The following is a 21276-nucleotide window of genomic DNA, read 5'->3' on the forward strand; positions in this document are numbered from 1 at the left end:
TTCAAAATTTTCATAACCGAGGCCTAGACCTTATTTTAACCGCTCAAATCACCAAATTCATATCAAATTGAAAACTGCTTATCGCTTGCTTATGGTGGCATTTCTTGCCCCAGTGAGCATCTATGCCCAATCTGAAGACTGGCACTTTAACTCTGTAGATACCATATACGCTGGCATCGCCATGCACGATCGCGAATCCTACGACAGTGCCATTGCCATGTTTGATCAGATTCATCCTGGCGATACCAATTACGCTTTTGCCCAATATGAGAAAACCCTAAGCTTAATGGAGGCTGAGCGTTATGAAGAGGCCCTTACTAATGCACGCAAAGGCCTGGCGATGAACAGCCGTTTCAATATTGAATTTACCACCGCCATAGGGAATAGCCTGGATGAAATGGGTAAAGCCGATGCCGCGCAAGCCGCTTACGATAGTGCTATTGCAATTTATCCGGCCAGCACTCAATTGTACTACAACCGGGCAGTAATGCACCTCAACAAAGAACGCTATGAAGCGGGAATTGCTGATTTAAAACGAGCAATCGAAATAAGCCCTTTTCATGCTTCTTCGCACTTTCAATTGGCCAAATTGGCCATGAACAATGGCAACCACACTCTGGCTCTTCTCTCCCTGGGCTATTATTTTATTTCAGAACCTGCCAGCGGACGTACCAATGCAATTCTGCAATACTTTAATTCCTCCCTTTCAGAAAAAACGGAATTTGAACCTATTGATTACGATTTCGATCCGGAGAAAACCTATGCCAAAAGTGATCGCCTCATTAAAAGCTATGCCGCCTTGCGCGACGCTTATGAGATTGATTCCGATTGCGACTTCCCTTTAATGAAGCAAATGCACCTGGCCATTAGCCAATCGGTGAAACTTAAAAACAAGACCGATTTTTGGGCGATGTATTACCTCCCTTATTACAAAGCCTTAATGGAGGAAGAACTCTTTGAACCCTTTAGTCAACTCCTCTCAGTAAATATTGAAACCGAATACTACCAAAAGATTGTTAACGGAAACATCGACGAGATCAAAGACTTAATCAATTGGAATGCTGGCTTCCTGCGCGATCATCATGGCCTTCACCCCAAAGGATATGAAGAGGGAGCCGAAAAATTACTTTATTATTTCCATAGCGGTGTTGATGGACTTAGTGCTGCAGGTAAACCTGATGCTAATGGAAATCCTCAAGGTGAATTTGAATTTTACTACAGCACCGGCGAAGTTAGCAGTCGGGGTGAATTGAATGCCGAAGGTGAAAAAATCGGTGACTTCATTGCCTATCACGAAAATGGTGAAGTGAGTCGAGAAGTAACTTACGATAATGGAGTCCTCAATGGCCTAAGCAAAGAGTATTACGAAAGTGGCGTTCCCTACATTTTCGCAGAATTCAAGCAAGGTGAACTCGATGGCCCGGCTACCATGCACTATACCCACGGAACCAAGCATCGGGTATTCAGTTTTAAAAGTGGAACACCGGTGGATACCTTATATGTTTATTACAAGAATGGACAGCTTTCTGCCAAAATCCCGCAAAAAGAGGGCGACGGCAATGGATTGGCCACTTATTACCACGAAGATGGTAGCTTATTATCTAAAATTAATCTGGTTAATGACACTCGTACCGGAGCCTCCGAATTTTACTTCCCCAATGGTCAATTAGATGTGAAAGTGGTTTATGATGAGGACGGTCGCTATAATGGCCCTTATGAGTCGTATCATACCAATGGCCAACTTCACGAAAAAGGAGAATATGTTGAGGGCAATAAAATCGGCAACTGGCAAAGCTTTAATGCCGAAGGAAAGCTCGTGCGTGAAGAAAGCTTTGATGAGCGTGGCAAGAAAACCGGTACCCAAACCTATTACGACTCCAAAGGCCGTAAAACCGAAATGTTCCGCTATAAAAAAGAAGAGATTGTTTATTACGAGTGCTACGATATAAATGGTAAGGTTCAAGCTTCGGCAGAAGATAAACGCGGTGAACTAGACTACAAAGAATTCGATCTCTATGGCAGCCCTCAAACTGAAGGAATTTTTGATGAAACCCACCGTATTGGCACCTGGAATGAATATGATTTATACGGAAACCTTTACATCAAAATCGAGTACAATGATGAGGGAGGCTATCATGGGGACTATACCAATTACTACACTGGCAATGCATCCATTTCCTCGGTATACCGCTACCGTAATGATTCCCTGCACGGACCCTATACCCGCTATTACTTAAATGGTCAAATAAGCGATAAAGGAATTTACTATAAAGGTGATCGTCAAGGCTTAAGCACCACCTATCACCCCAATGGAAAAAAGAGGGGAGAGCTATTTTATGTGGACGGATATCTTAATGGACCGCGCGTATATTTCGATCCAGAGGGTGAAATTGAGCACATTGAATACTTTAAAAGAGGTACCATCGTGAAAATGGAGGCCTATCAAGATGGAAAACGGGTATATACCGCTGATGTCCATAAGCCAATGGACCCCCTTACTTTGAAATATCCCAATGGCACTTTACGCTTCCGCATTAATCGCACGGGCAGTCATTTTCAGGGGAAAGCAGAATGGTTTTATGGCAATGGTCAATTAGAAATCGCTGGTCAGTATGTGGATGGCGAAAAGGATGGAAAATGGACCTATTACTATCCCAATGGAAAAATTCAAAGCACCGGGCTTTACCATTTAGGAACTCGAGTGGATGAATGGAAATACTACTGGCCTAATGGAGAGTTTCAAGAAAGTTTCACCTATCTATCCGGTGCCATTCATGGACCTAATGTGGAATACAATGAGGAAGGTATTCGTACCGATAGCATCACCTATGTTTTAGACGAAATAGATGGAGATCGTTATTTCTACAGCGAAACCGGCGAATTGCAACATATACGTGTATATGACCTGGGTCGGATTATTGGTTGGCGCAAGCTCAATGCCGATGGGTCTATTGGCGAATTTGTTGCCCTAAAACAAGGAACTGGAAAGGTTAAAGCACTGTACCCCAATGGCAAGACTGCTATGGAATACGAAATCAAAAAAGGAGAATTTCAGGAAAGCCCTTACCGAACCTATTATAGTACAGGCCAGCTCGAAAGTGAAATTCCTCATAAAGCAGGCGAAGACCATGGCACCACACGTTACTACTATGCCAATGGTCAGGTACAACGGGAATACGAAAGTGATATGGGCTTTAAGGATGGCAGCGAAAAACGCTATCATCCCAATGGAAAGCTAGCCTATGAAGCTCAGTGGATGGCCGGTGACAAGCACGGAAAAGTTATTGAATATGATGCGGAAGGAAATGTAATTGCAGAGTACCTCTACGTCGCAAACCACCTGTATGAATAAGAGAAAAATCTTCCTGGGCCTATTACTGGGCTTTAGCTTGGGATTGAAATCCCAAAGCCCCAGTGCCCTGATGGAAGAATTCAAAGACGAGGATGCTGTTCGTCTGGAAGGTCATAATGAAACTCAATTGAGCATTAAGGATGATCAAATCTTGATCACCAATCGCCATTCCATGAAGACCTTCCTCAATGATAAAAATGTAAATGGCAGAGGGGAGGTTTCCCTTAATTACGAACCTCCATTTTCGGAGATTACCGACATTGAGGCCTATACCCTGGTTCCTAATTTCGAAAAAGATAAATACGACAAGGAAAAAGTACGGGACTTCATTGATCGAAAGGTGATAGATGAAGACGTCTTCCATGATGGTACCCGGGCAAAATCCTTCACCTTCGAAGGAATGATGCAAGGTGCAATTACCGTTTTGGAATACGAAGAAGAATACCACGAACCCTTTTTAGTAGGGCGCGAAGTTTTCGATCCCTATATGTACTCCAAGTCGCAGCATTTCAGCTTAATTGTGGAAGAAGGTATTGAAATCGAATATCAATACTTTAATTGCGACAGCAGCTTCTTCGAACATTGGGTGGAGCGTGAACGCCATAAGACCATACATCATTGGCGTACGGCCGAAATGAAATCCCGAAAATGGGAAAGTGGATCCCCAAGCAGCCTATACCTCAGCCCACATATTGTTTACCGTATAAAGTCCTTCGTGAAATCGGATGGCCAGATAGAAAAAGTGATGGGCGACGTGAGCGATCTACACCGCAATTATCAACGCTTTTTAAGTGATTTGGAAGCCCCCAATGAAGAATTAAAAAAGCTAACCGACAGCCTTACGCAAGGATTAGAAAATCCTCGTGCAAAAGCCAAGGCCATTTACGATTGGGTAAACCACTCTATCCGGTATATTGCCTTCGAAGATGGATATGGAGGCTTCCGCCCTAGAGAAGCTAATTTTGTATGCACCAAGCGCTATGGCGACTGCAAAGACATGGGGAACCTCTTGGTGCAAATGATGAACCACGCCGGTTTAGAAGCCCATCATGTTTGGATTGGCACCCGCTCCATCCCTTATACCTACGAAGAAGTGCCTACCGGCCTATCCGACAATCATATGATTGCCGCTTTAAAATTGGATGGCGAATACTTCTTTCTGGATGCCACCAATAAAAACCTGCCCTTCCCTTACCCCAGCAGTTTCATTCAAGGTAAACAGGCCCTAATCAATCTAGGACCAGAGGCCTTTGACTTGAAAACAGTTCCGGTTTTAGATCATCGTTTAAATGACGAGACCGACTCCTGCTTCCTAAAATTGGAAGGCAATAATTTAGTGGGTGAAGGTCATAAGCATTATGGCGTTTATCACCGTTCTAATGTCTTACGCATCCTGGAACGTAAGGATGAAGAAGCCATGAAAAACTTCTTGAAATACGATTTACAAAAGGGCGATAACCGCTGCAAATCGGAACTCAAGAATTACGAGATTACCGAAAATGGCTTTGATCTCAATTACAGCATGCGCCTGGACCGATATGCCAGAGTTGCGGGAAATAAAACCATCATCAATTTAAATCTGGAGCAAATTTTAGCCAGCAATAGCCTGGAGGAGGATCGCAAGAATCCAATGGAATTAAACAATACCACCCTCTTTAAGCGCTATTTCGAATTGGAAATTCCGGAGAACTACAGCCTGAACTACCTTCCAGAAAATAGCAGCTATGATCACCCTAAATTCTCCTATACCATCAGCTACAAACAAGAGGGCAACAAAGTGATATACGATATCGAAATTGCCTTAAAAACCCTCTTTGTAGAAGTAGAAGATCTGGAAGATTGGAATGAATTTATCCGCAAGCTTCGCAAAGAATACCAACAAACATTAATACTAAACCCTAATGAAAATTAATCACCCATTCAGTTTACTCTTCTTAATCCTAGGATTGAGCCTGCAAGCTCAGGAGGAAGAACCCTATTTCGTGTTTGAAGATTACGACTGGGAAGAAGAGCAGGCGCCATTTAGCGGCGAACTGGATGACAGCACCGCCGCCTTAATTTTAAAAGAAAAACACCTCTTCAATTTTCACCTGGAGGATGAACGTCTGGTTATGGACCGCCTGTTTCATCAAAGAATCTACATTAATAGTACCCGTGCCTTAGAAGAGTATAACCGCCGCTATGTACCTACTGGCGAAGGCAGTGAACTGCTTAAATTTCGCGCTCGCGCCATCACAGGCACCAAGGTGACCGAAATTGATGAAGATGATATTCAAACCGGTCAGCTTGAAGACAGTGAAGCCGAGTACAATTATTTCGCCTTCGAAGGCCTGGAGCTAGGGTCCGAAATTGAATTCTATTACATCAACCGACTCTCCCCCAATACCGATGGTCTGATGATCAATTACCAGGAAGAATATGAAATTAAAGATCTGGAAATTGATGTAGTTACTCCCTGGGGTTTGGTCTTCGACTCCAAGGTGTACAATCTCCCGGATTCAGTAATGAACGATACCGTTCTGGAGCAAGAAAACCGCCTCTATATGCGCACCTCCGTTCCGGCCTATGAAGAAGAAAGCGTAACACCCAGTGAGGCTCTGATGGGCCGGGTAATCTTTAAACTAGACCGTAACCTTTATACCGGCGATCGCGATATTACCTCCTACAACTATACGGCTCAAAATGTGGTGGCCTTTCTTACCAGCGAACTGAATCGCAAAAGCGAAAAAGTAATTAAAAAGGAAGCCAAAGCCGCACAGGAATACCTGCTTGATGAAGAACCGAACTTCACAACTGCGCAAAGAGTAGAGCACTACATTAAAGACAATTACAGCTATTATAATGTTGGTGCCGCCGAATTACGGGATCTCGAATTCATTCGCGATCGTAAGGTATTTAACACGGTGGGAGGAGTGCGCCTCTATTGTGGTATCTACGATTTCTTAGAGGTTCCCTATCAAATCGTTTACACCTGTAACCGTAATCAACTCTTTTTTGATTCCGAATTTGAAGCCGATAATTTCCTGGACGAAATGCTAATTTACGTGCCTGAGGATGATCTGTATATCGACATTTCCGAAAGCATGTCCCGTAACGGAGTATTGAACTTCAATTATACCGGAACCCAGGCCCTTTTCATTGACAAAGAAATGCTGGCTGATGAATATGTAGCCATTACTGAAGTAAAGGAAATCCCCTATCCCCCTTCAATTTTCACCAGCGATACCATAATTGCCAAGGTGGTATTTGGTCCGGATTTATTAGATAATAAAGTAGATATCTACCGCGCTATGACTGGCTTTTCTGCTCGTTCCTATCAAGGGATTTTCGAATTGATTGACGATGAGGACGACCTTAAAGAATTTAAAGAAACCTTGATTAGCTATATCGACGACGAAGGGGAAGTGGAAGATCTGGAAGTGGAAAATGCCATGGCTCGTTATGTTGGATATAAGCCTCTGCAAGCCAAGGGTAGCCTCACCGATATTCGCTTTTTAGAAAATGCAGGTCAGGATTTGCTTCTCAATGTAGGTAAACTGATTGGCCCTCAAATGGCTATGTATGATGAGGATTCGGTGCGGAATCACGACATCTACAACCAATATGCCCACAAGTACTATCGCAGCATTGAGTTCGAAATACCCGAGGGTTACACATTGGTAGATCCCGAGAAACTGGTATTTGATGAGAAGCTGGTAATTGATGGCGAAACCAAGGCTCTCTTTACCTCTAATTACAGTAAAGAAGGGAATAAAGTACTGGTGACCATTGAAGAGTGGTATGAAGATAAGACCTATCCAAAAGAGTTTTTCCAGGAATATTTGAAGGTAATCAATGCCGCCGCCGACTTCAACAAAGTAAGTGTATTGCTTGAGAAAGAAGCTTAGGCTTTAAAGCATAATCCAAAGCCAGCCCCGATGTTTTCTAACATTGGGGCTTTTCTTTTTTTGGCTTTCGCCAGATAGGCCTTCATTAAGACTTGGACTTCTTAGCCTTGCGCCGTTCCTTCCATATTCCGGCAAAGAAAGTTACGATCGGAATTAAGATCGCGGTAAACAACCATTTGGGATCGGCCTTTAAGGCTAGCCATAAATCTTGAAAATAGCTGGTTTTAAAATTGATCTTCACCTTAAAGCGTTCCTCAGACTGGGAGATAAGATGCGTTGCATCATCCAAAGTTTTCACCACGATGGTGAGATAGGCTTCTTGCCCACCCCATCCGGTTAAAGGTTTCACCTTCCAACGCCATTCAGGACTCTCATTCGCTAAGACCTCCTTTACCAAAGGTGTATTCAGTAAACTCACCGCGAATTTTTCGTTGGGCTCAATGTTCACCGACATATAATCTGATAATTGAATCTTCTCATCCCTTAAGTCTTCCTCTCTTAAGGGGGCTTCACCTAAATCCTCCTGCACCTCATTAATCTTGCTTAAAAAATGCTGCTTAGCCTCAGGATTATTAAGAATATCGGCAATACTAATACGAACGATGTACTCTGTTTCTTCCTTCATCTCTGTGGGACAGGAAATGAAAAGGCGACCAGTGGAATTTAGAAGAAAGGCTTCCTTGTCCTTTACCGTATCATGAACGTACCGAGTAATGGGCTGAACTTCAGGCGCTGCTTTGGGCAGTTCAATTAGTTCTGCCGCAGAACCGGCCAAAATCGGTCGACCATTATGGTCTACAAAGGCCCCTTTTGGTGTATTCGGACTTAAATCCATAATATCCGGAACTCCATCTCCATCCGAATCTACTGCTTTACCGTTTTCACTAACCAGGGCCCCTTTCGGGGTATTAGGTTCTTCATCCATATAATCGGGAATACCATCGCCATCACTATCCAAAGCCTGGCCGCTTCCATCTACTCGCACCCCCTCGGGAGTGCCAGGTTCACGGTCGAAATAATCACTAACCCCATCTCCATCTTCATCAGCCGTAAGCTCCTCTATTCTAAGTTCCAGAGCCTCATTATCATTAAGAACATCGGTATATTTCTTCTTCGAAACGCAGGAGGAAAGAACAACAAGTAATAGCAAAAAGAACCCAAGCGGAACCATCGAGGGAGTGAGAAGCTTCATAGATCAGAATTTAGCAGCTTAAAGCTAAGCAATTCAAAATGAAGGAACATCACAGGAAAAACCCTATTAATTTTGGTATGTAGCGCCTTTCTTCAAATTCCGGAACTAGCATTTGACATGATTTAATACCCCGATAATTTTCACGAAAAATCTATAGCATTTATTAGCCCCATCAATTGGGAGGAAGATGACCAGGGACCAATCAGACCTGCTATTATTTGAAGCCGTTGCCTGTATCGTATAGTTCCCGTAAATCCATAATCAAGGTGCCCCCATGGCCTCACTCCCTTTGGCCGCATCACAATGGCGCACATGATGATGAGCAAGCCGCTATAGACCCCAGCGTATATGATTGGTTTATTGAGAATGATATCGATATGATCCAAACCGATCGCCCGCAATTGCTCTTGAACTATTTACGCTCTAAAGGTTTACACCGCTAAAAGACACTTAATCCTTTCATCGGGATTGTTAAGCAGGAAATCCACTCTGATTCTCTCAGAGTGGATTTTTTATTAGGTAATTCTTTGGAAGAATCTATGCTAGAACTAATGAATCAAGCCTGGTAGACACATCACTACCCACACTTACTATGCCCGCAACTTTTACAATTCAAGCAACCTTCCTCATACACTAAGGAGTCTTCGCCACATTCACTGCAAATACTATCCAGAGCACGGGTTCCATCTGGCACGAACATCTTCAAAGCACGAATCACCCCGTTCTTCCAGGTGTTTAAGAACTCATCATCCAGATGCAGATTACCTACCATGTGAATTACATCTAAGAGCGGCATACCGTGGCGCAATACCCCACTAATAAGCTTGGCATAATTCCAATATTCAGGGTTAAAGGATCGCGATAGTCCTTCGATGGTAATTCGATAGCCATCGCGGTCTTTGTATTGGAAGTCATAGCGGCTTTTACCTTGCTCATCCTTATTCTTAAGCACATATCCTGATTTACACCAATGCGGTAAGTGGAAGGAGTCTTCCGTTCTACCGGTAAAGATTTCGTAGGGATGATCATTGAGCAATCCAATCACTGCAATCCAGCGCTCTTCATTATTATTGAAGCGCACAATGCGGGCGTCTAAAGATTGAGGACGCTCAGGAGCTTTGCGCTCGGCGATAAAGTTTTGTTCTTTCTTTTTCTCTGTGGATGAAACCAGAACTCCGGAACGACTGCCTTCACGATACACAGTAATGCCTTTACATCCACTTTCCCAGGCAATGCGATAAATATCGCCCACCATTTCTTCAGAAGTATCTTCGGGAATATTCACCGTAACACTAATGGAATGATCCACCCATTTCTGAACCCTTCCTTGCAAACGCACTTTACTGGGCCAGTCTACATCTCTGGCGGTAGAACCGGCATAGGGCGATTGAGCAACCAATTCATTTAACTGCTCTTCCTTCATATTTTCCACTTCAGTCAGATCGTGGCCATTCTGCTTAAGCCAGGCTGCAAATTGGTGGTGGAAGACATTAAATTCCTGCCAATGATCCCCCAAATCATCTACGAAGTCCGTGCGGGTATTGGTGTCATTCGGATTAATCTTCTTTCTCCGCTTATAGAATACCATAAACACGGGTTCGATTCCGGATGTGGTTTGGGTCATTAAACTAGTGGTTCCGGTAGGTGCGATGGTCAGTAAGGCAATATTCCTACGACCGTAAATCTTCATTTCCTTGATCAGATCAGGATCAGCTTCACCTAAACGACTGATAAACGGATTCTTGCTTTCCAGTTTAGCATCGTAAATTGGGAAAGCACCTCTTTCCTTAGCCAATTCTACGGAGCCACGATAGGTTTCCAAAGCCAGCAATTTGTGAACTTCCTCCGAAAAATCGATGGATTCATCCGAACCATAACGAAGGCCCAGAGCGGCTAACATATCCCCTTCAGCGGTAATACCAATGCCGGTTCTACGCCCTTGAATGGCTTTTTCACGAATCTTCTCCCAAAGTAAAATCTCAGTTCTTTTGGTTTCATCACTCTCTGGATCCGAGTTCACCTTAGCCAAAATGGCCTCGATTTTCTCTAATTCAAGGTCGATGATATCATCTGCAATCCGCTGGGCAATGCGAACATGTTTTTTAAACTTTTCAAAGTTGAAGGTCGCGGCCTCACTAAAGGGATTATCTACATAAGACAAAAGATTAATCGCCAGTAGTCGGCAAGAATCATAAGGACACAATGGGATTTCACCACAAGGGTTGGTCGATACTGTTCTAAAGCCAAAATCAGCATAGGAGTCGGGAACCGATTCGCGAATTACCGTATCCCAAAACAAAATACCGGGTTCTGCCGAAGCCCAGGCATTATGAATGATCTTTTTCCATAATCCAGCTGCATCTACCTCTTTGGTCACGGTAGGATTTGCCGAATTTAGGGGAAAGGTCTGCTTATACTTCTCTCCTTTTAAAGCCGCCTTCATAAAAGCATCACTAATCCGCACCGAAACATTGGCCCCAGTTACCTTGGTACCGTCCAGTTTTGCATCCACAAAAGATTCAGAATCCGGGTGATCCACTGAAATACTCAACATCAAGGCACCCCGGCGTCCATCTTGCGCAACTTCGCGAGTAGAATTACTATAACGCTCCATAAATGGTACAATCCCCGTGGAGCTTAAAGCGGAGTTTTTTACGGGTGAGCCTTTAGGGCGGATGTGGGATAAATCGTGCCCCACGCCACCGCGGCGTTTCATAAGCTGCACTTGTTCTTCATCCACCTTCATGATAGATCCATAAGAATCACCTCGTCCATCATTGCCAATCACAAAGCAATTGGAAAGAGAAGCAATTTGATATTGGTTCCCAATGCCGGTCATGGGTCCGCCCTGAGGAACGATATATTGAAAGCGGTCTAAGACCTCAAAAATTGATTCCTGACTCAAGGGATTGGCATATTTACTTTCGATGCGACTAATCTCCTTAGCCATTCGAATATGCATATCCCTGGGGCTTTTCTCATAGATATTGCCATGCGAATCCTTAAGGGCATATTTATTCAGCCAAACGCCGGCTGCCAGTTCATCCCCCTTAAAGTAATCTATCGCCGACTTTAAGGCTTCATCATAAGTAATTGGATCGTTTTGTATCAGGTCTTCTGTGGGTACAGAACTCATAGTACAAGCTTTTAGTTTCAGAAAATATTGAGCGTAAATACAGTTAATCAAAGTGCTCTGAAAAACACAAAGGGCATACGATGCAACACCAGGCCTTAGCCATGATACTTAGAAAAATCAGGAGCACACCTGCATTTTGGTATGCTTTATACAGAGAGAACATCCCCACAAAATGGGAATGGGTAAACACATGGATTCACCCGTATTTTTCAGATAAATTAAAGGTATGATCCTAAGCTTTAAAATCTGAGAGCTGACAGGAAAAATCCCCCCAACTTATCCCCAAGCATAAAGCCTTGACATACTGAAACTTAAGGCTATTTATCAACTTCTAAACAGAGCTGATCCAATCCTTATTAGGCCTCAATTAAGCCCTGAGATTTAAGCCTATCTTCCAATTGTTTCGCAGCCGGAAAAAGAATATTATTTTCCAAATGGATATGAAGATGTAAATCATCTTCAAACTCCTTCAAGAGTGCAAATGTGACCTGGTAGGTATTACATCCATCCGGTGGACATTGATAATTATTAGATAGTCTGGATATTTCGCGAAAGCGCTCTCCTTCCGCATCGTGCTCATATACCATCATCCCAATAGGATTATGCACTTCACCAAAAGAAGCCATTTTTATGGGCTCACCGCTCATTTCACTTTTCACCATTTTTCGAACGTAGGGAAACAGCACAAGTTCTTCCTTCTTCATGTGCTGGCTTAAAGCCGATATCGCGGTACTAAACAGCCCGTTAATCTCTAATAGCTCTGGATGTCTTTCTCCATGCACCCTACATAGTTTATCCAGAAAAGGCTTAATCTCAATACTGCGCTTCTCCACATACTTATGATGTCTTTGCTCAATATAGTTCACCAAAACATCCAAAGGCCAGGTTTTAAAATCAACAGCAGGATCCAGGCCCTCGGATTGGGCCTTTTCCAAATCCTTTAATAATTCCCAGATGCTTACCCCTTTCTTCTCACAGGCCTCCGCAATACTTCTCCCTCCCTGGCAACAAAAATCAATGTTGTAAGATTTAAAAACTGTGGCCGTACGATAGTCTTCCGCTACCACTTCACCAATGGCACGATTTTCCATTTTGAACTCTTTTTCTATTTCGGACATTTTTGTCTTTTATTTAACTAAAAAAATACTACTGCTTTAAAAACACTTTTCCAGAATCCAAGCCATCTGCCAACTCCTTAAGGCTAGTACTGTGAAGCATATGCGAAAGTCCATCTCGCACCGAAGCAAATTTAAAATGTACCGGACAGGGCTTATTTCCATCACATTGCGCCAGACCTAAACCACATCCAGTAAAGATCTCATCGCCATCAATGGCACTCACAATTTGATTCAAATGCACACTCCCAGCATCTTTAGGTAAACTAAAACCACCGCTTGGCCCCTTAAAGGAAACCAGTACCCCATTACGGGCCAACATTTGTAAAATTTTAGCGGTAAAAGCTTCCGGAGAATCGGTGGCCTGGGCGATTTGTTTCAAACCTACCCGCTGACCAGCATCCTGCTGCGCGATGTAAATCATAGCCTTTATACCGTACTCACATGCCTTAGAAAACATAGTCTCAGATTCCCGCCAAATATAAGGATTATTTTAAATAAGGATAAATAGGTCTTTTATTTTTCAAGCTTAAAAAGCACTGGTATTTAATGCTCATTTAGTCCTCCAACCCCAGCCCCTTTTCTTTATCAACATGAATCTATTCACCTTATTTACATCTGTTTACACATTAAAACTGACCCACACATTTGTCAGTCTTAAATCCTGCTAAAGCAAAATAAGGCTTGTCGAAAAAACCATTTCAAAAAGGTCAAAAGGCTATTTCGGATAAATTTATCCTTTTTTATGATATAAATCATTTTTTAGGCTTTCATGCCCCAATACTTTAGCTCCATATTTCTAACAATCTAAACTCAAATGAGACACTTAAAAGTCATCCTGAGCGGAGTTCTACTACTAGCCCTCGCTTCATGTGGTAGAAGTAACGAAACTCAAAATACGACCAGCACCCACGATTCAAAAAGTACGGAAGCCCCACAAACAAAAGCCAAAACGGAAGCAATAGACCCTATGTCCAGCAAAGGTATTGGCCCAATAAGTAATGTGGTTCTGAATGATGCTATTGATGAAAGCATGGCTGCTGAAGGGAAAGCCATCTTTGAGCAAAACTGCACGGCTTGCCACAAAACTGATAAAAAATACATCGGACCTGCACCCAAAGACATTTTGGAGCGCCGAACTCCTGAATGGATCATGAATATGATCATGAATCCAAATGAAATGATCCAAAAGGACCCAGTAGCTAAACAAGTCCTGGCCGAAGCTAATGGCGCCATCATGGCTGATCAAAACATCAGTGAAGAAGACGCCCGAAAAATTCTGGAATTTTTCAGAACCCTCTAATTCTAACAAATCAAGTGACTATGAAATCCTTTAAACCAATTTGGACCATGCTCATTGCGGCTTTACTCCTGGCCGCAGCTTGCACCGATACCAACGCAAAGAAGTCCAGCGAAAACAAAGGAGCTATTAACAAATCCTCGGCAGCCGAAAAAGTATATGTGGCTCCAGGCGAATACGATGAATTCTACGCTTTTATGTCTGGCGGATTCAGCGGTCAGGTAAGTGTTTATGGCTTGCCCTCCGGTCGTCTTTTAAAAGTAGTACCCGTATTTTCTGTAGATGGTGAAAAAGGCTATGGTTTTAATGAAGAAACCAAACCGCTCTTAGAAACCAGCCATGGATTTATTCCCTGGGACGATGCCCACCACCCGGAGCTTTCGCAGACCAATGGTAAGCCTGATGGCAAATACCTCTTTATTAATGGTAATAACACCCCAAGGGTTGCCCGAATCGACCTCAGCACCTTTGAAACTGCTGAAATTATCGAATTGCCCAATGCCGGGGGTAACCATAGTTCTCCCTTCACTACCGAAAACAGTGAATATGTAGTGGCCGGTACCCGCTTTAGTGTGCCTATTCCTCAGACTGATATGAGCATCGCGGATTATAAAGGGAAATTTAAAGGTTCCTTATCCTTTATTTCTGTAGATCCTGAACATGGTCACATGGATGTTGACTTCCAGGTTTTAATGCCTGGTTTTGATTATGATCTTGCCCACGGAGGTAAAGGAAAATCCCATGGTTGGATGTTCTTCACCACCTATAATACCGAAGAGTCTCATACCCTTAAGGAGGTAAATGCCTCTCAAAATGACAAGGATTACATCGCAGCTATTAATTGGAAAAAGGCCAAAGAATACATCGAACAGGGTAAATACAAAGAGATGGATTCTGAGTACCTGATCAATCGCTACGACGAAAAGAAACACCTGGCCGAAAGCATCACCCGCAAAAAAGTTCGTGTTCTCGACCCCACCGAATGCCCTGGAGTAGTGTATTTCTTACCTACCCCTAAATCTCCACATGGAGTTGATGTAGACCCTACCGGATCCTATATTATCGGTAATGGTAAACTGAATGCCAATTTAACCGTGCACAGTTTCGACAAAATGATTCAGGCTATAGAAAACAAATCCTTTGCGGATGAGGCCTATGGTATTCCAGTATTAAACTTCGAAGATGTGGTTGCCGGTACCGTTGAAAGCGGAGGCTTAGGGCCCTTGCATACTGAGTTTGATGGCGAAGGCAATGCCTATACCACCTTCTTTATCAGTAGTGAAGTGGTAAAATGGAAATTAGGTACCTGGGAAGTATTAGACCGTGTACCAACCTATTATTCTGTAGGTCACTTGATGATCCCAGGTGGGGATAGTAAAGAACCTTGGGGTAAGTATATGGTAGCCTTAAACAAGATTACCAAAGATCGCTATTTACCTACTGGTCCCGAATTGGCGCACTCCGCTCAATTGTATGATATCTCTGGTGATAAGATGGAGCTCATCCTCGACTTCCCCACAATTGGCGAACCGCACTATGCTCAAGCCATTGCCGCTGATATTGTGATGAATCGGAGTAAGAAGATTTATCCGCTGGAAGAAAATGAGCACCCCCATGTTACCAAAAGTGAAGCGGATGCTCGAGTGGAGAAAAATGGCAATGAAGTGCATGTGTATATGACCACTATTCGCAGCCATTTTGCGCCCGATAATATCGAAGGTATTGAGGTTGGCGACAAGGTTTACTTCCACGTAACCAATTTGGAGCAAGACTGGGATGTTCCCCATGGATTCTCAGTTTTGGGTGCACAAAATGCCGAATTACTGATTATGCCCGGGCAAACTGAAACCCTGCTTTGGGAACCTTTAAAACCAGGGGTATTCCCCTTCTATTGCACCGACTTTTGCTCCGCTTTGCACCAGGAAATGCAAGGCTACCTCAGAGTATCTGCCAAAGGCAATGCTCCGGCTATCCTGGCTAGTACTGGAGATTAAAATCTACGCTTGAACTAATGAGGGGGCTAATCCTATTCCATTGACCCTTACAGTAGAGCCATTGAAAGGCCCCCTCCTTTTTCGAATCGAAAATTTAAGCCATGAAAAGCGCCCCACGAATATTAGCCTTCATTGCTACTGCCTGTTTATTGATGTTATTCTTCTTCCCACTTTGGAGAATCACCTTAATAGCACCGCAATATCCTGATGGAGTTACCATGTACATCTGGATTCATCAAATAACCGGCACTAGTCCGGGAACCCTGCAAAACATCAATATTCTGAATCACTATGTAGGGATGAAAATGATTGAACCCAATAGCATTCCAGAGTTAAGCTACTTCCCTTGGGTGGTTGGCGGCTTAGGCCTGATGGGATTCCTGGCCGGTATCATAAACCGTTCAAAATTCTATCTCAGCTGGGCCTCTGTCTTTTTGATTTTGGCCATTCTAGGAATTTATGATTTCTACTTATGGGAATACGATTATGGCCATAATCTAAGCCCTACCGCACCGATTAAAGTTCCAGGTCAGAGTTACCAGCCTCCACTTTTTGGATCTAAAATGCTACTAAACTTCAATGCTATTTCATATCCCGCTACCGGAGGTATTTTCATGGGCATTGCCTTAATGCTTTCGATCCTTGCAAGCTGGATTCGCATCAAATTAAACAAACTAAAAACCCAATCCTAGAGGGCGAAGGAAGGCCCGGAGCCCAATAAATCAATACTCGCAGGATGAGCGAGTCTAAAACCCACCACATCATGAAATACTTTGTTCTTTTTGCCGCCATCAGTTTCTTATGGGGCTGTAAACCCGAAGCCAAGGCCATCGAGTACGGAAAAGAAGCTTGTGACTATTGTCGGATGAGTATCGTAGACGAAAGGTATGCTGCTCAATTAGTAAGCACAAAAGGGAAGAGCTACAGCTTTGATGCCCTCGAATGCCTACTCCATTACAAGTCGGAGCACAGCGAAAAATGGGCTATGGAATTAGTAAGCGATTACCAAAAGCCCCGGCATTTGATTCCCGCTCAAGGGGCCTGGTTTTTAAGAAGTAAAAATCTTCCCAGCCCAATGGGAATGTACCTTACTTCTGTAGCCAATGAAGAGGAGGCCAAAGCCTTACAAGCACAAGAAGGAGGTAGCCTTTACAGCTATCCGGAACTGCTGGCCGAATTCAGCACATTACCAGCGCTATGAACAGATATTTGGTTGTTATAGTCATAGTGGTGGTTTGGGGCGTGACCGCCATGGCCAAAGAGTGGGAAGTGGGTCCCACTCGGGCGGTCACTTCCCTTTCTCAATCTATTGAAATGGCCAATCCTCAGGATACCATTTGTGTTAATCCTGGAGATTACAAGCTTAGCCACACACTTGTGCTAAAAAAAGCGGTGCATCTCATTGCTTGCGGTGAAGTGAGGCTTTATGCCCCCGAAAAAGCCGGAATCTTTGAAGTACGCGCTGACTCTGTTAGCATCAGTGGCTTTACCCTACTCAATGTTCCCAAGAGCTACACCAAAGATTTAGCCGCCATCTGGGTGGATTATGCCCAGCACTTTGAGCTCCGCGACAATCATATTAAAGATTGCTTTTTTGGCATTTTCTGCACCAAATCTCAAAATGGAAAAATCAATGGCAATCAGATTTACGGTAATGCCAAGGAAGAACATTCCTCCGCTAATGCCATTCACCTCTGGCATTGCGATAGTGTACAAATCAGCGCTAATCAGGTAGAACATCATCGGGATGGTATTTATCTCGAATTCACGGATAATTCGGTGATCGACCAAAATTTAAGTCGTGATAACCTCCGCTATGGCCTGCATTTTATGTTCAGCAATAATGACATCTACCACAATAATACTTTCAGCAAAAATGGAGCTGGAGTAGCCGTAATGTTTAGTGATCATATTAAAATGACCGGCAATCATTTTCTGGAAAACTGGGGCCGGGCTTCCTACGGACTGCTCTTAAAAGAAATTTACGATAGTCAGATTAAAGGCAACACCTTCGAGAAAAACACCACCGGCATCTTTAGTGAAGGAAGTAGCCGCATTGCTTTTGAAGCCAATCATTTTAAAGCCAATGGCTGGGCCATCCGCATGCGGGGCAGTTCCATGGATAACAAAATTTCCTTCAACAACTTTGTATCCAATAGCTTCGACATCGCAACCGATGCGAAGAAAGACCATAATCGCTATTTTAATAATTACTGGGATAGCTATGAAGGATACGACCTTAACAGAGATGGCTTAGGAGATGTCCCACATCGCCCGGTTAATCTGTTTAGCTACCTGGTTTCGAGGATCGACGAAAGCATTATCCTACTTAAAAGCTCCTTTATCGAAGTACTCAATTTTGCCGAGAAAGTAGCACCGGCCGTTACCCCCACTAATCTGGTCGACGAAGAACCTTTAATGAAGCCCATGCTCTAGCTAATTCTCCTCTCTTAAACCCACAACAACCATGATAGAATTTAAAGACATAGAAAAAAGCTTTGGTCGCCAAGCGGTACTATCGGGTATCAATTTAAAATTCGACCAGCCCGGAATTTTTGCCATCCTGGGACCCAATGGATCCGGGAAAACCACTTTAATAAAAAGCCTGATGGGGATGGTTTTTCCCTCCGCCGGAGAAATTTGGATTGATGGCCGTTTAAAGAAGGGGAATGAATATCGAAATTCCATTGCTTATCTCCCCCAAATTGCGCGCTTCCCAGAAAACCTCAGCGTGAGTGAATTTCTAAGTTTCATCGAAAACATCCGGGGACAAGGCAGTCGTAAAGAAGAGCTCAGTGCAGTTTTTGGTCTCAATGATTTTAAGGACAAAAAGTTGAGAACCTTATCCGGAGGTATGCGCCAAAAAGTAAATCTGGTGAGTGCCTTAATGTATGACACCCACACTATTATTCTGGATGAGCCTACTATCGGACTGGATCCCATTGCTTTGATCAATCTCAAAAACTGGATTCGAAAAGAAAAAGAAGCGGGGAAAACCATCCTCCTTACCACGCATATCATGGACATCGTTCAAGAATTGGCCGATGAAATAGTTTTTATCCTTGAGGGTAAAGTGTATTACCGCGGTTCTCAAGAAGAACTTCTCAGCCAAACTCAAACGGAAAACACGGAACAGGCCATTGCTCAATTGCTCAGCCTGCAAAAAGCTTCTTGATCATGAATAAGGTATTTAAATATTGTTTTCTCGATTTGATCCGCAGTCGGTGGACCCTGGCCTATGGACTGTTTTTTATACTTAGCAGCGGCGGATTGCTTTACCTAAGTGGTGATAGCAGTAAGGTAGTGGTAAGTTTAATGAATGTAATTATCCTCTTGGTGCCGCTCATCAGTATGATTTACGGCATGATGTATATGTACCAGGTACGGGATTATGTGGAAATCCTCCTGGCGCAACCCATCTCCCGTAAAAGCATCTTTGGTGGATACATCCTGGGGCTTAGTGCCGCACTTAGCATTTGTGTGGTTTTGGGCTTACTGATACCACTACTCTTTTTTGATCCGCAGCAAATATTTCAGGCTCAATGGCTCATGCTAATTGGCATCTCAGTAATTCTGACCATTATCTTTTGCATCCTGGCCAGTTTTCTGGTCCTTAAACATGAAAATCGCCTAAAAGGCTTTGGCATTGGCTTATTCATTTGGCTATTCCTGGCGGTAATCTATGATGGCTTGTTCTTAGTAATCCTGGTTGCCTTCGAAGCCTATCCGGTGGAGCAAATGGCTTTGGGACTTACCCTGGCCAACCCGGTAGATATGGGTCGGGTTTTACTCATCTTTCAATTAGATTACAGTGCCCTGATGGGTTATACCGGAGCCATATTTGAAAAGTTTTTTGGCACTCTTCAAGGTACAGTGATTATCGGATTTGCCTATTTGCTGTGGATCGGTTTCCCCTCATGGCTGCTCCTTCGAAAAGCGCAGCTCAAAGATTTTTAGCCCCGATTTAGGATGTGGATGGCAAATTCGAATGCCTACCTTGCCTTTCGAAACCGGTATTATACCCTTAAATAATTTAACGCTTGCCAGGCTTGAAGTTCAAAATAAGATCATGGTCCCTAACGGTGTATCTGGGCATAATTGCTGCCCTGATTGGCCTTCTACTGCGTTCTTATTTTGTATGGCCTCAGGCATTTAACTTCCGCTTTATGCTGCATGCGCATTCCCATGCAATGCTGTTGGCCTGGCTCCTGGGGGCATTAATTTTGATCATTTACCAACAATGGGAAATTAAGCTATCGCAAAGCACTAAGATTCTATTTTATGGATTAGCCCTAAGTGTGGTGGGCATGCTTTGTTCTTTTCCCTTTCAGGGATATGCTGCTATTTCCATTTCCTTTTCCACCTTACATCTCTGGCTAAGCTATGTGCTCTTTTACCGACTATTTCGTGCCTTAAAAAACCGAGGACCTTCCGCTAAGCTTCTCCGCACCGGCATAGTCTTGTTTTACCTCTCCTCTCTGGGCCCTTATTGTTTAGGTCCTTTAATGGCCAATGAAATGCAAAGTTCGCCCTGGTATGATCAGGCGATTTATTTTTACCTGCACTTCCTTTATAATGGTAGTTTTTTCTTTTTCCTTCTGGCTATTATCGTGCATAAATTGAAGTTGTTTAGCGATGGAAAAGGGTTTCAACATTTCTATTTACCCATGCTTTGGGGCAGCATCTTTAGCTATGCCTTAAACCTCGAGTATTCCTTCGATCAATCTTGGATTTACCTGTTGGCTGCACTGGGATCAACCGCACAACTTTATGCGGGTATCCGCTTTATTAAAGCTGTTTTCCGAAAAAGGATCAGTAATCATCTTAAGCTCATCCTCTTCCTCCTTTTCTTTAAATGGATCTTTCAAATCCTGGGCTCCACTCCACTTATTGCAGAGCAAATCCAATTCAATCGCTTCCTACTTATTGCCTATCTGCACTTTATCTTCCTGGGGATTTACACGCCTTTTATTTGGGAGATGCTGAAAAAGCGCATCCCGGCCTTCAATAAATGGATGATTGCCTATTGGCTACTGTTTATTCTTAGCGAAATTGCCTTGATCGCGCCTTCCTTAAAACTCATACCGGGATTTCAATCCTGGCCGATCCTCACCTTTTATATCTATGCTGGCTTTGTTTCGATTTGGTTGATCCTCGCTTTTTCCTATCTCAAAAACCTGCGTAAAAACACCTCCTACCATCTGGAATCAAACTGATAAGAAAGCTTAAGTCTCGATGATAGTCAATGACAAGGCCACAAAATGAAAAAGCATCCCTATTTAAGATAAAAATGTCCTTTA

Annotated in this window: 16 protein-coding genes; 12 read left to right on the plus strand and 4 right to left on the minus strand. The window is 43.3% G+C overall.

Translation table 11 applies throughout. The annotated features are described in order from the left end of the window. Window positions 1–67 precede the first annotated feature (67 nt). Genes ACO05P_RS09340 through ACO05P_RS09350 form a run of 3 tightly spaced genes read left to right on the plus strand, consistent with a single transcriptional unit; the run spans window position 68 to window position 7239 of the window. A complete protein-coding gene (locus tag ACO05P_RS09340) occupies window positions 68–3352 on the plus strand; it encodes a tetratricopeptide repeat protein (protein WP_421750359.1) in 3285 nt (1094 codons plus the stop codon). Further along, a complete protein-coding gene (locus ACO05P_RS09345; protein ID WP_421750361.1) occupies window positions 3345–5264 on the plus strand; it encodes a DUF3857 domain-containing transglutaminase family protein in 1920 nt (639 codons plus the stop codon). The genes ACO05P_RS09340 and ACO05P_RS09345 overlap by 8 nt, the downstream gene beginning before the upstream one ends. Beyond that, window positions 5254–7239, plus strand: a complete 1986-nt coding sequence (locus tag ACO05P_RS09350; protein ID WP_421750362.1) for a hypothetical protein — start codon at window positions 5254–5256, stop codon at window positions 7237–7239. Before ACO05P_RS09345 ends, ACO05P_RS09350 begins: the two co-directional genes overlap by 11 nt. Window positions 7240–7324: 85 nt before the next feature. On the opposite strand, the gene ACO05P_RS09355 is transcribed toward ACO05P_RS09350, so the two are convergent. Then, window positions 7325–8431, minus strand: a complete 1107-nt coding sequence (locus ACO05P_RS09355; RefSeq protein ID WP_421750363.1) for a thrombospondin type 3 repeat-containing protein — start codon at window positions 8429–8431, stop codon at window positions 7325–7327. A 266-nt stretch (window positions 8432–8697) separates the two neighbouring features. Between ACO05P_RS09355 and ACO05P_RS09360 the strand changes: the two genes are divergently transcribed. Continuing rightward, entirely contained in the window at window positions 8698–8874 is a 177-nt protein-coding gene (locus ACO05P_RS09360) for a hypothetical protein (protein ID WP_421750364.1), read from the plus strand. 134 nt (window positions 8875–9008) lie between these two features. Here the strand turns inward: ACO05P_RS09360 and ACO05P_RS09365 are convergent, their stop codons facing one another. The 3 genes from ACO05P_RS09365 to ACO05P_RS09375 form a co-directional block, all read right to left on the minus strand. Then, a complete protein-coding gene (locus ACO05P_RS09365; RefSeq protein WP_421750365.1) occupies window positions 9009–11567 on the minus strand; it encodes an adenosylcobalamin-dependent ribonucleoside-diphosphate reductase in 2559 nt (852 codons plus the stop codon). Window positions 11568–11923: 356 nt separating this feature from the next. After that, window positions 11924–12658: an iron-sulfur cluster repair di-iron protein gene (ric, locus tag ACO05P_RS09370; protein ID WP_421754897.1), complete on the minus strand. Its 735-nt coding sequence runs from the start codon at window positions 12656–12658 to the stop codon at window positions 11924–11926. Between the two features lie 55 nt (window positions 12659–12713). Next, complete coding sequence (locus ACO05P_RS09375) at window positions 12714–13142, minus strand: RrF2 family transcriptional regulator (protein WP_210759770.1); 429 nt, start codon at window positions 13140–13142, stop codon at window positions 12714–12716. Between the two features lie 357 nt (window positions 13143–13499). Between ACO05P_RS09375 and ACO05P_RS09380 the strand changes: the two genes are divergently transcribed. From ACO05P_RS09380 to ACO05P_RS09415, 8 genes are all read left to right on the plus strand, one after another. Beyond that, the gene (locus ACO05P_RS09380) at window positions 13500–13985 is read left to right on the plus strand and encodes a c-type cytochrome (protein ID WP_421750367.1); all 486 of its coding nucleotides are present in this window, start codon (window positions 13500–13502) and stop codon (window positions 13983–13985) included. A gap of 20 nt (window positions 13986–14005) precedes the next feature. Further along, the gene (gene nosZ / locus ACO05P_RS09385; protein ID WP_421750369.1) at window positions 14006–15976 is read left to right on the plus strand and encodes a Sec-dependent nitrous-oxide reductase; all 1971 of its coding nucleotides are present in this window, start codon (window positions 14006–14008) and stop codon (window positions 15974–15976) included. 101 nt (window positions 15977–16077) lie between these two features. After that, on the plus strand, window positions 16078–16668 hold the full coding sequence (locus ACO05P_RS09390) for a hypothetical protein (protein WP_421750370.1): 591 nt from the start codon (window positions 16078–16080) through the stop codon (window positions 16666–16668). 44 nt (window positions 16669–16712) lie between these two features. After that, complete coding sequence (locus ACO05P_RS09395) at window positions 16713–17177, plus strand: nitrous oxide reductase accessory protein NosL (RefSeq protein ID WP_421750371.1); 465 nt, start codon at window positions 16713–16715, stop codon at window positions 17175–17177. Continuing rightward, complete coding sequence (nosD, locus tag ACO05P_RS09400) at window positions 17174–18412, plus strand: nitrous oxide reductase family maturation protein NosD (protein ID WP_421750373.1); 1239 nt, start codon at window positions 17174–17176, stop codon at window positions 18410–18412. Before ACO05P_RS09395 ends, nosD begins: the two co-directional genes overlap by 4 nt. A gap of 31 nt (window positions 18413–18443) precedes the next feature. Beyond that, window positions 18444–19151, plus strand: a complete 708-nt coding sequence (locus tag ACO05P_RS09405; protein WP_421750375.1) for an ABC transporter ATP-binding protein — start codon at window positions 18444–18446, stop codon at window positions 19149–19151. A 2-nt stretch (window positions 19152–19153) separates the two neighbouring features. Further along, on the plus strand, window positions 19154–19933 hold the full coding sequence (locus ACO05P_RS09410) for an ABC transporter permease (protein WP_210759777.1): 780 nt from the start codon (window positions 19154–19156) through the stop codon (window positions 19931–19933). A 92-nt stretch (window positions 19934–20025) separates the two neighbouring features. Beyond that, on the plus strand, window positions 20026–21192 hold the full coding sequence (locus ACO05P_RS09415; RefSeq protein ID WP_421750377.1) for a hypothetical protein: 1167 nt from the start codon (window positions 20026–20028) through the stop codon (window positions 21190–21192). Window positions 21193–21276 lie beyond the last annotated feature (84 nt).

The sequence above is a fragment of the Croceimicrobium sp. genome (genome assembly GCF_965228705.1).
In the GTDB taxonomy this organism is placed as follows: Bacteria; Bacteroidota; Bacteroidia; order Flavobacteriales; family Schleiferiaceae; genus Croceimicrobium.

Coding starts and splice junctions, on each gene's coding strand:
- ACO05P_RS09345 (WP_421750361.1), top strand. CDS start 3,345: ATGAATAAGAGAAAAATCTTCCTGGGCCTATTACTGGGCTTTAGCTTG.
- ACO05P_RS09350 (WP_421750362.1), top strand. CDS start 5,254: ATGAAAATTAATCACCCATTCAGTTTACTCTTCTTAATCCTAGGATTG.
- ACO05P_RS09355 (WP_421750363.1), bottom strand. CDS start 8,431: ATGAAGCTTCTCACTCCCTCGATGGTTCCGCTTGGGTTCTTTTTGCTA.
- ACO05P_RS09365 (WP_421750365.1), bottom strand. CDS start 11,567: ATGAGTTCTGTACCCACAGAAGACCTGATACAAAACGATCCAATTACT.
- ric (WP_421754897.1), bottom strand. CDS start 12,658: ATGGAAAATCGTGCCATTGGTGAAGTGGTAGCGGAAGACTATCGTACG.
- ACO05P_RS09375 (WP_210759770.1), bottom strand. CDS start 13,142: ATGTTTTCTAAGGCATGTGAGTACGGTATAAAGGCTATGATTTACATC.
- ACO05P_RS09380 (WP_421750367.1), top strand. CDS start 13,500: ATGAGACACTTAAAAGTCATCCTGAGCGGAGTTCTACTACTAGCCCTC.
- nosZ (WP_421750369.1), top strand. CDS start 14,006: ATGAAATCCTTTAAACCAATTTGGACCATGCTCATTGCGGCTTTACTC.
- ACO05P_RS09390 (WP_421750370.1), top strand. CDS start 16,078: ATGAAAAGCGCCCCACGAATATTAGCCTTCATTGCTACTGCCTGTTTA.
- ACO05P_RS09395 (WP_421750371.1), top strand. CDS start 16,713: ATGAGCGAGTCTAAAACCCACCACATCATGAAATACTTTGTTCTTTTT.
- nosD (WP_421750373.1), top strand. CDS start 17,174: ATGAACAGATATTTGGTTGTTATAGTCATAGTGGTGGTTTGGGGCGTG.
- ACO05P_RS09405 (WP_421750375.1), top strand. CDS start 18,444: ATGATAGAATTTAAAGACATAGAAAAAAGCTTTGGTCGCCAAGCGGTA.
- ACO05P_RS09410 (WP_210759777.1), top strand. CDS start 19,154: ATGAATAAGGTATTTAAATATTGTTTTCTCGATTTGATCCGCAGTCGG.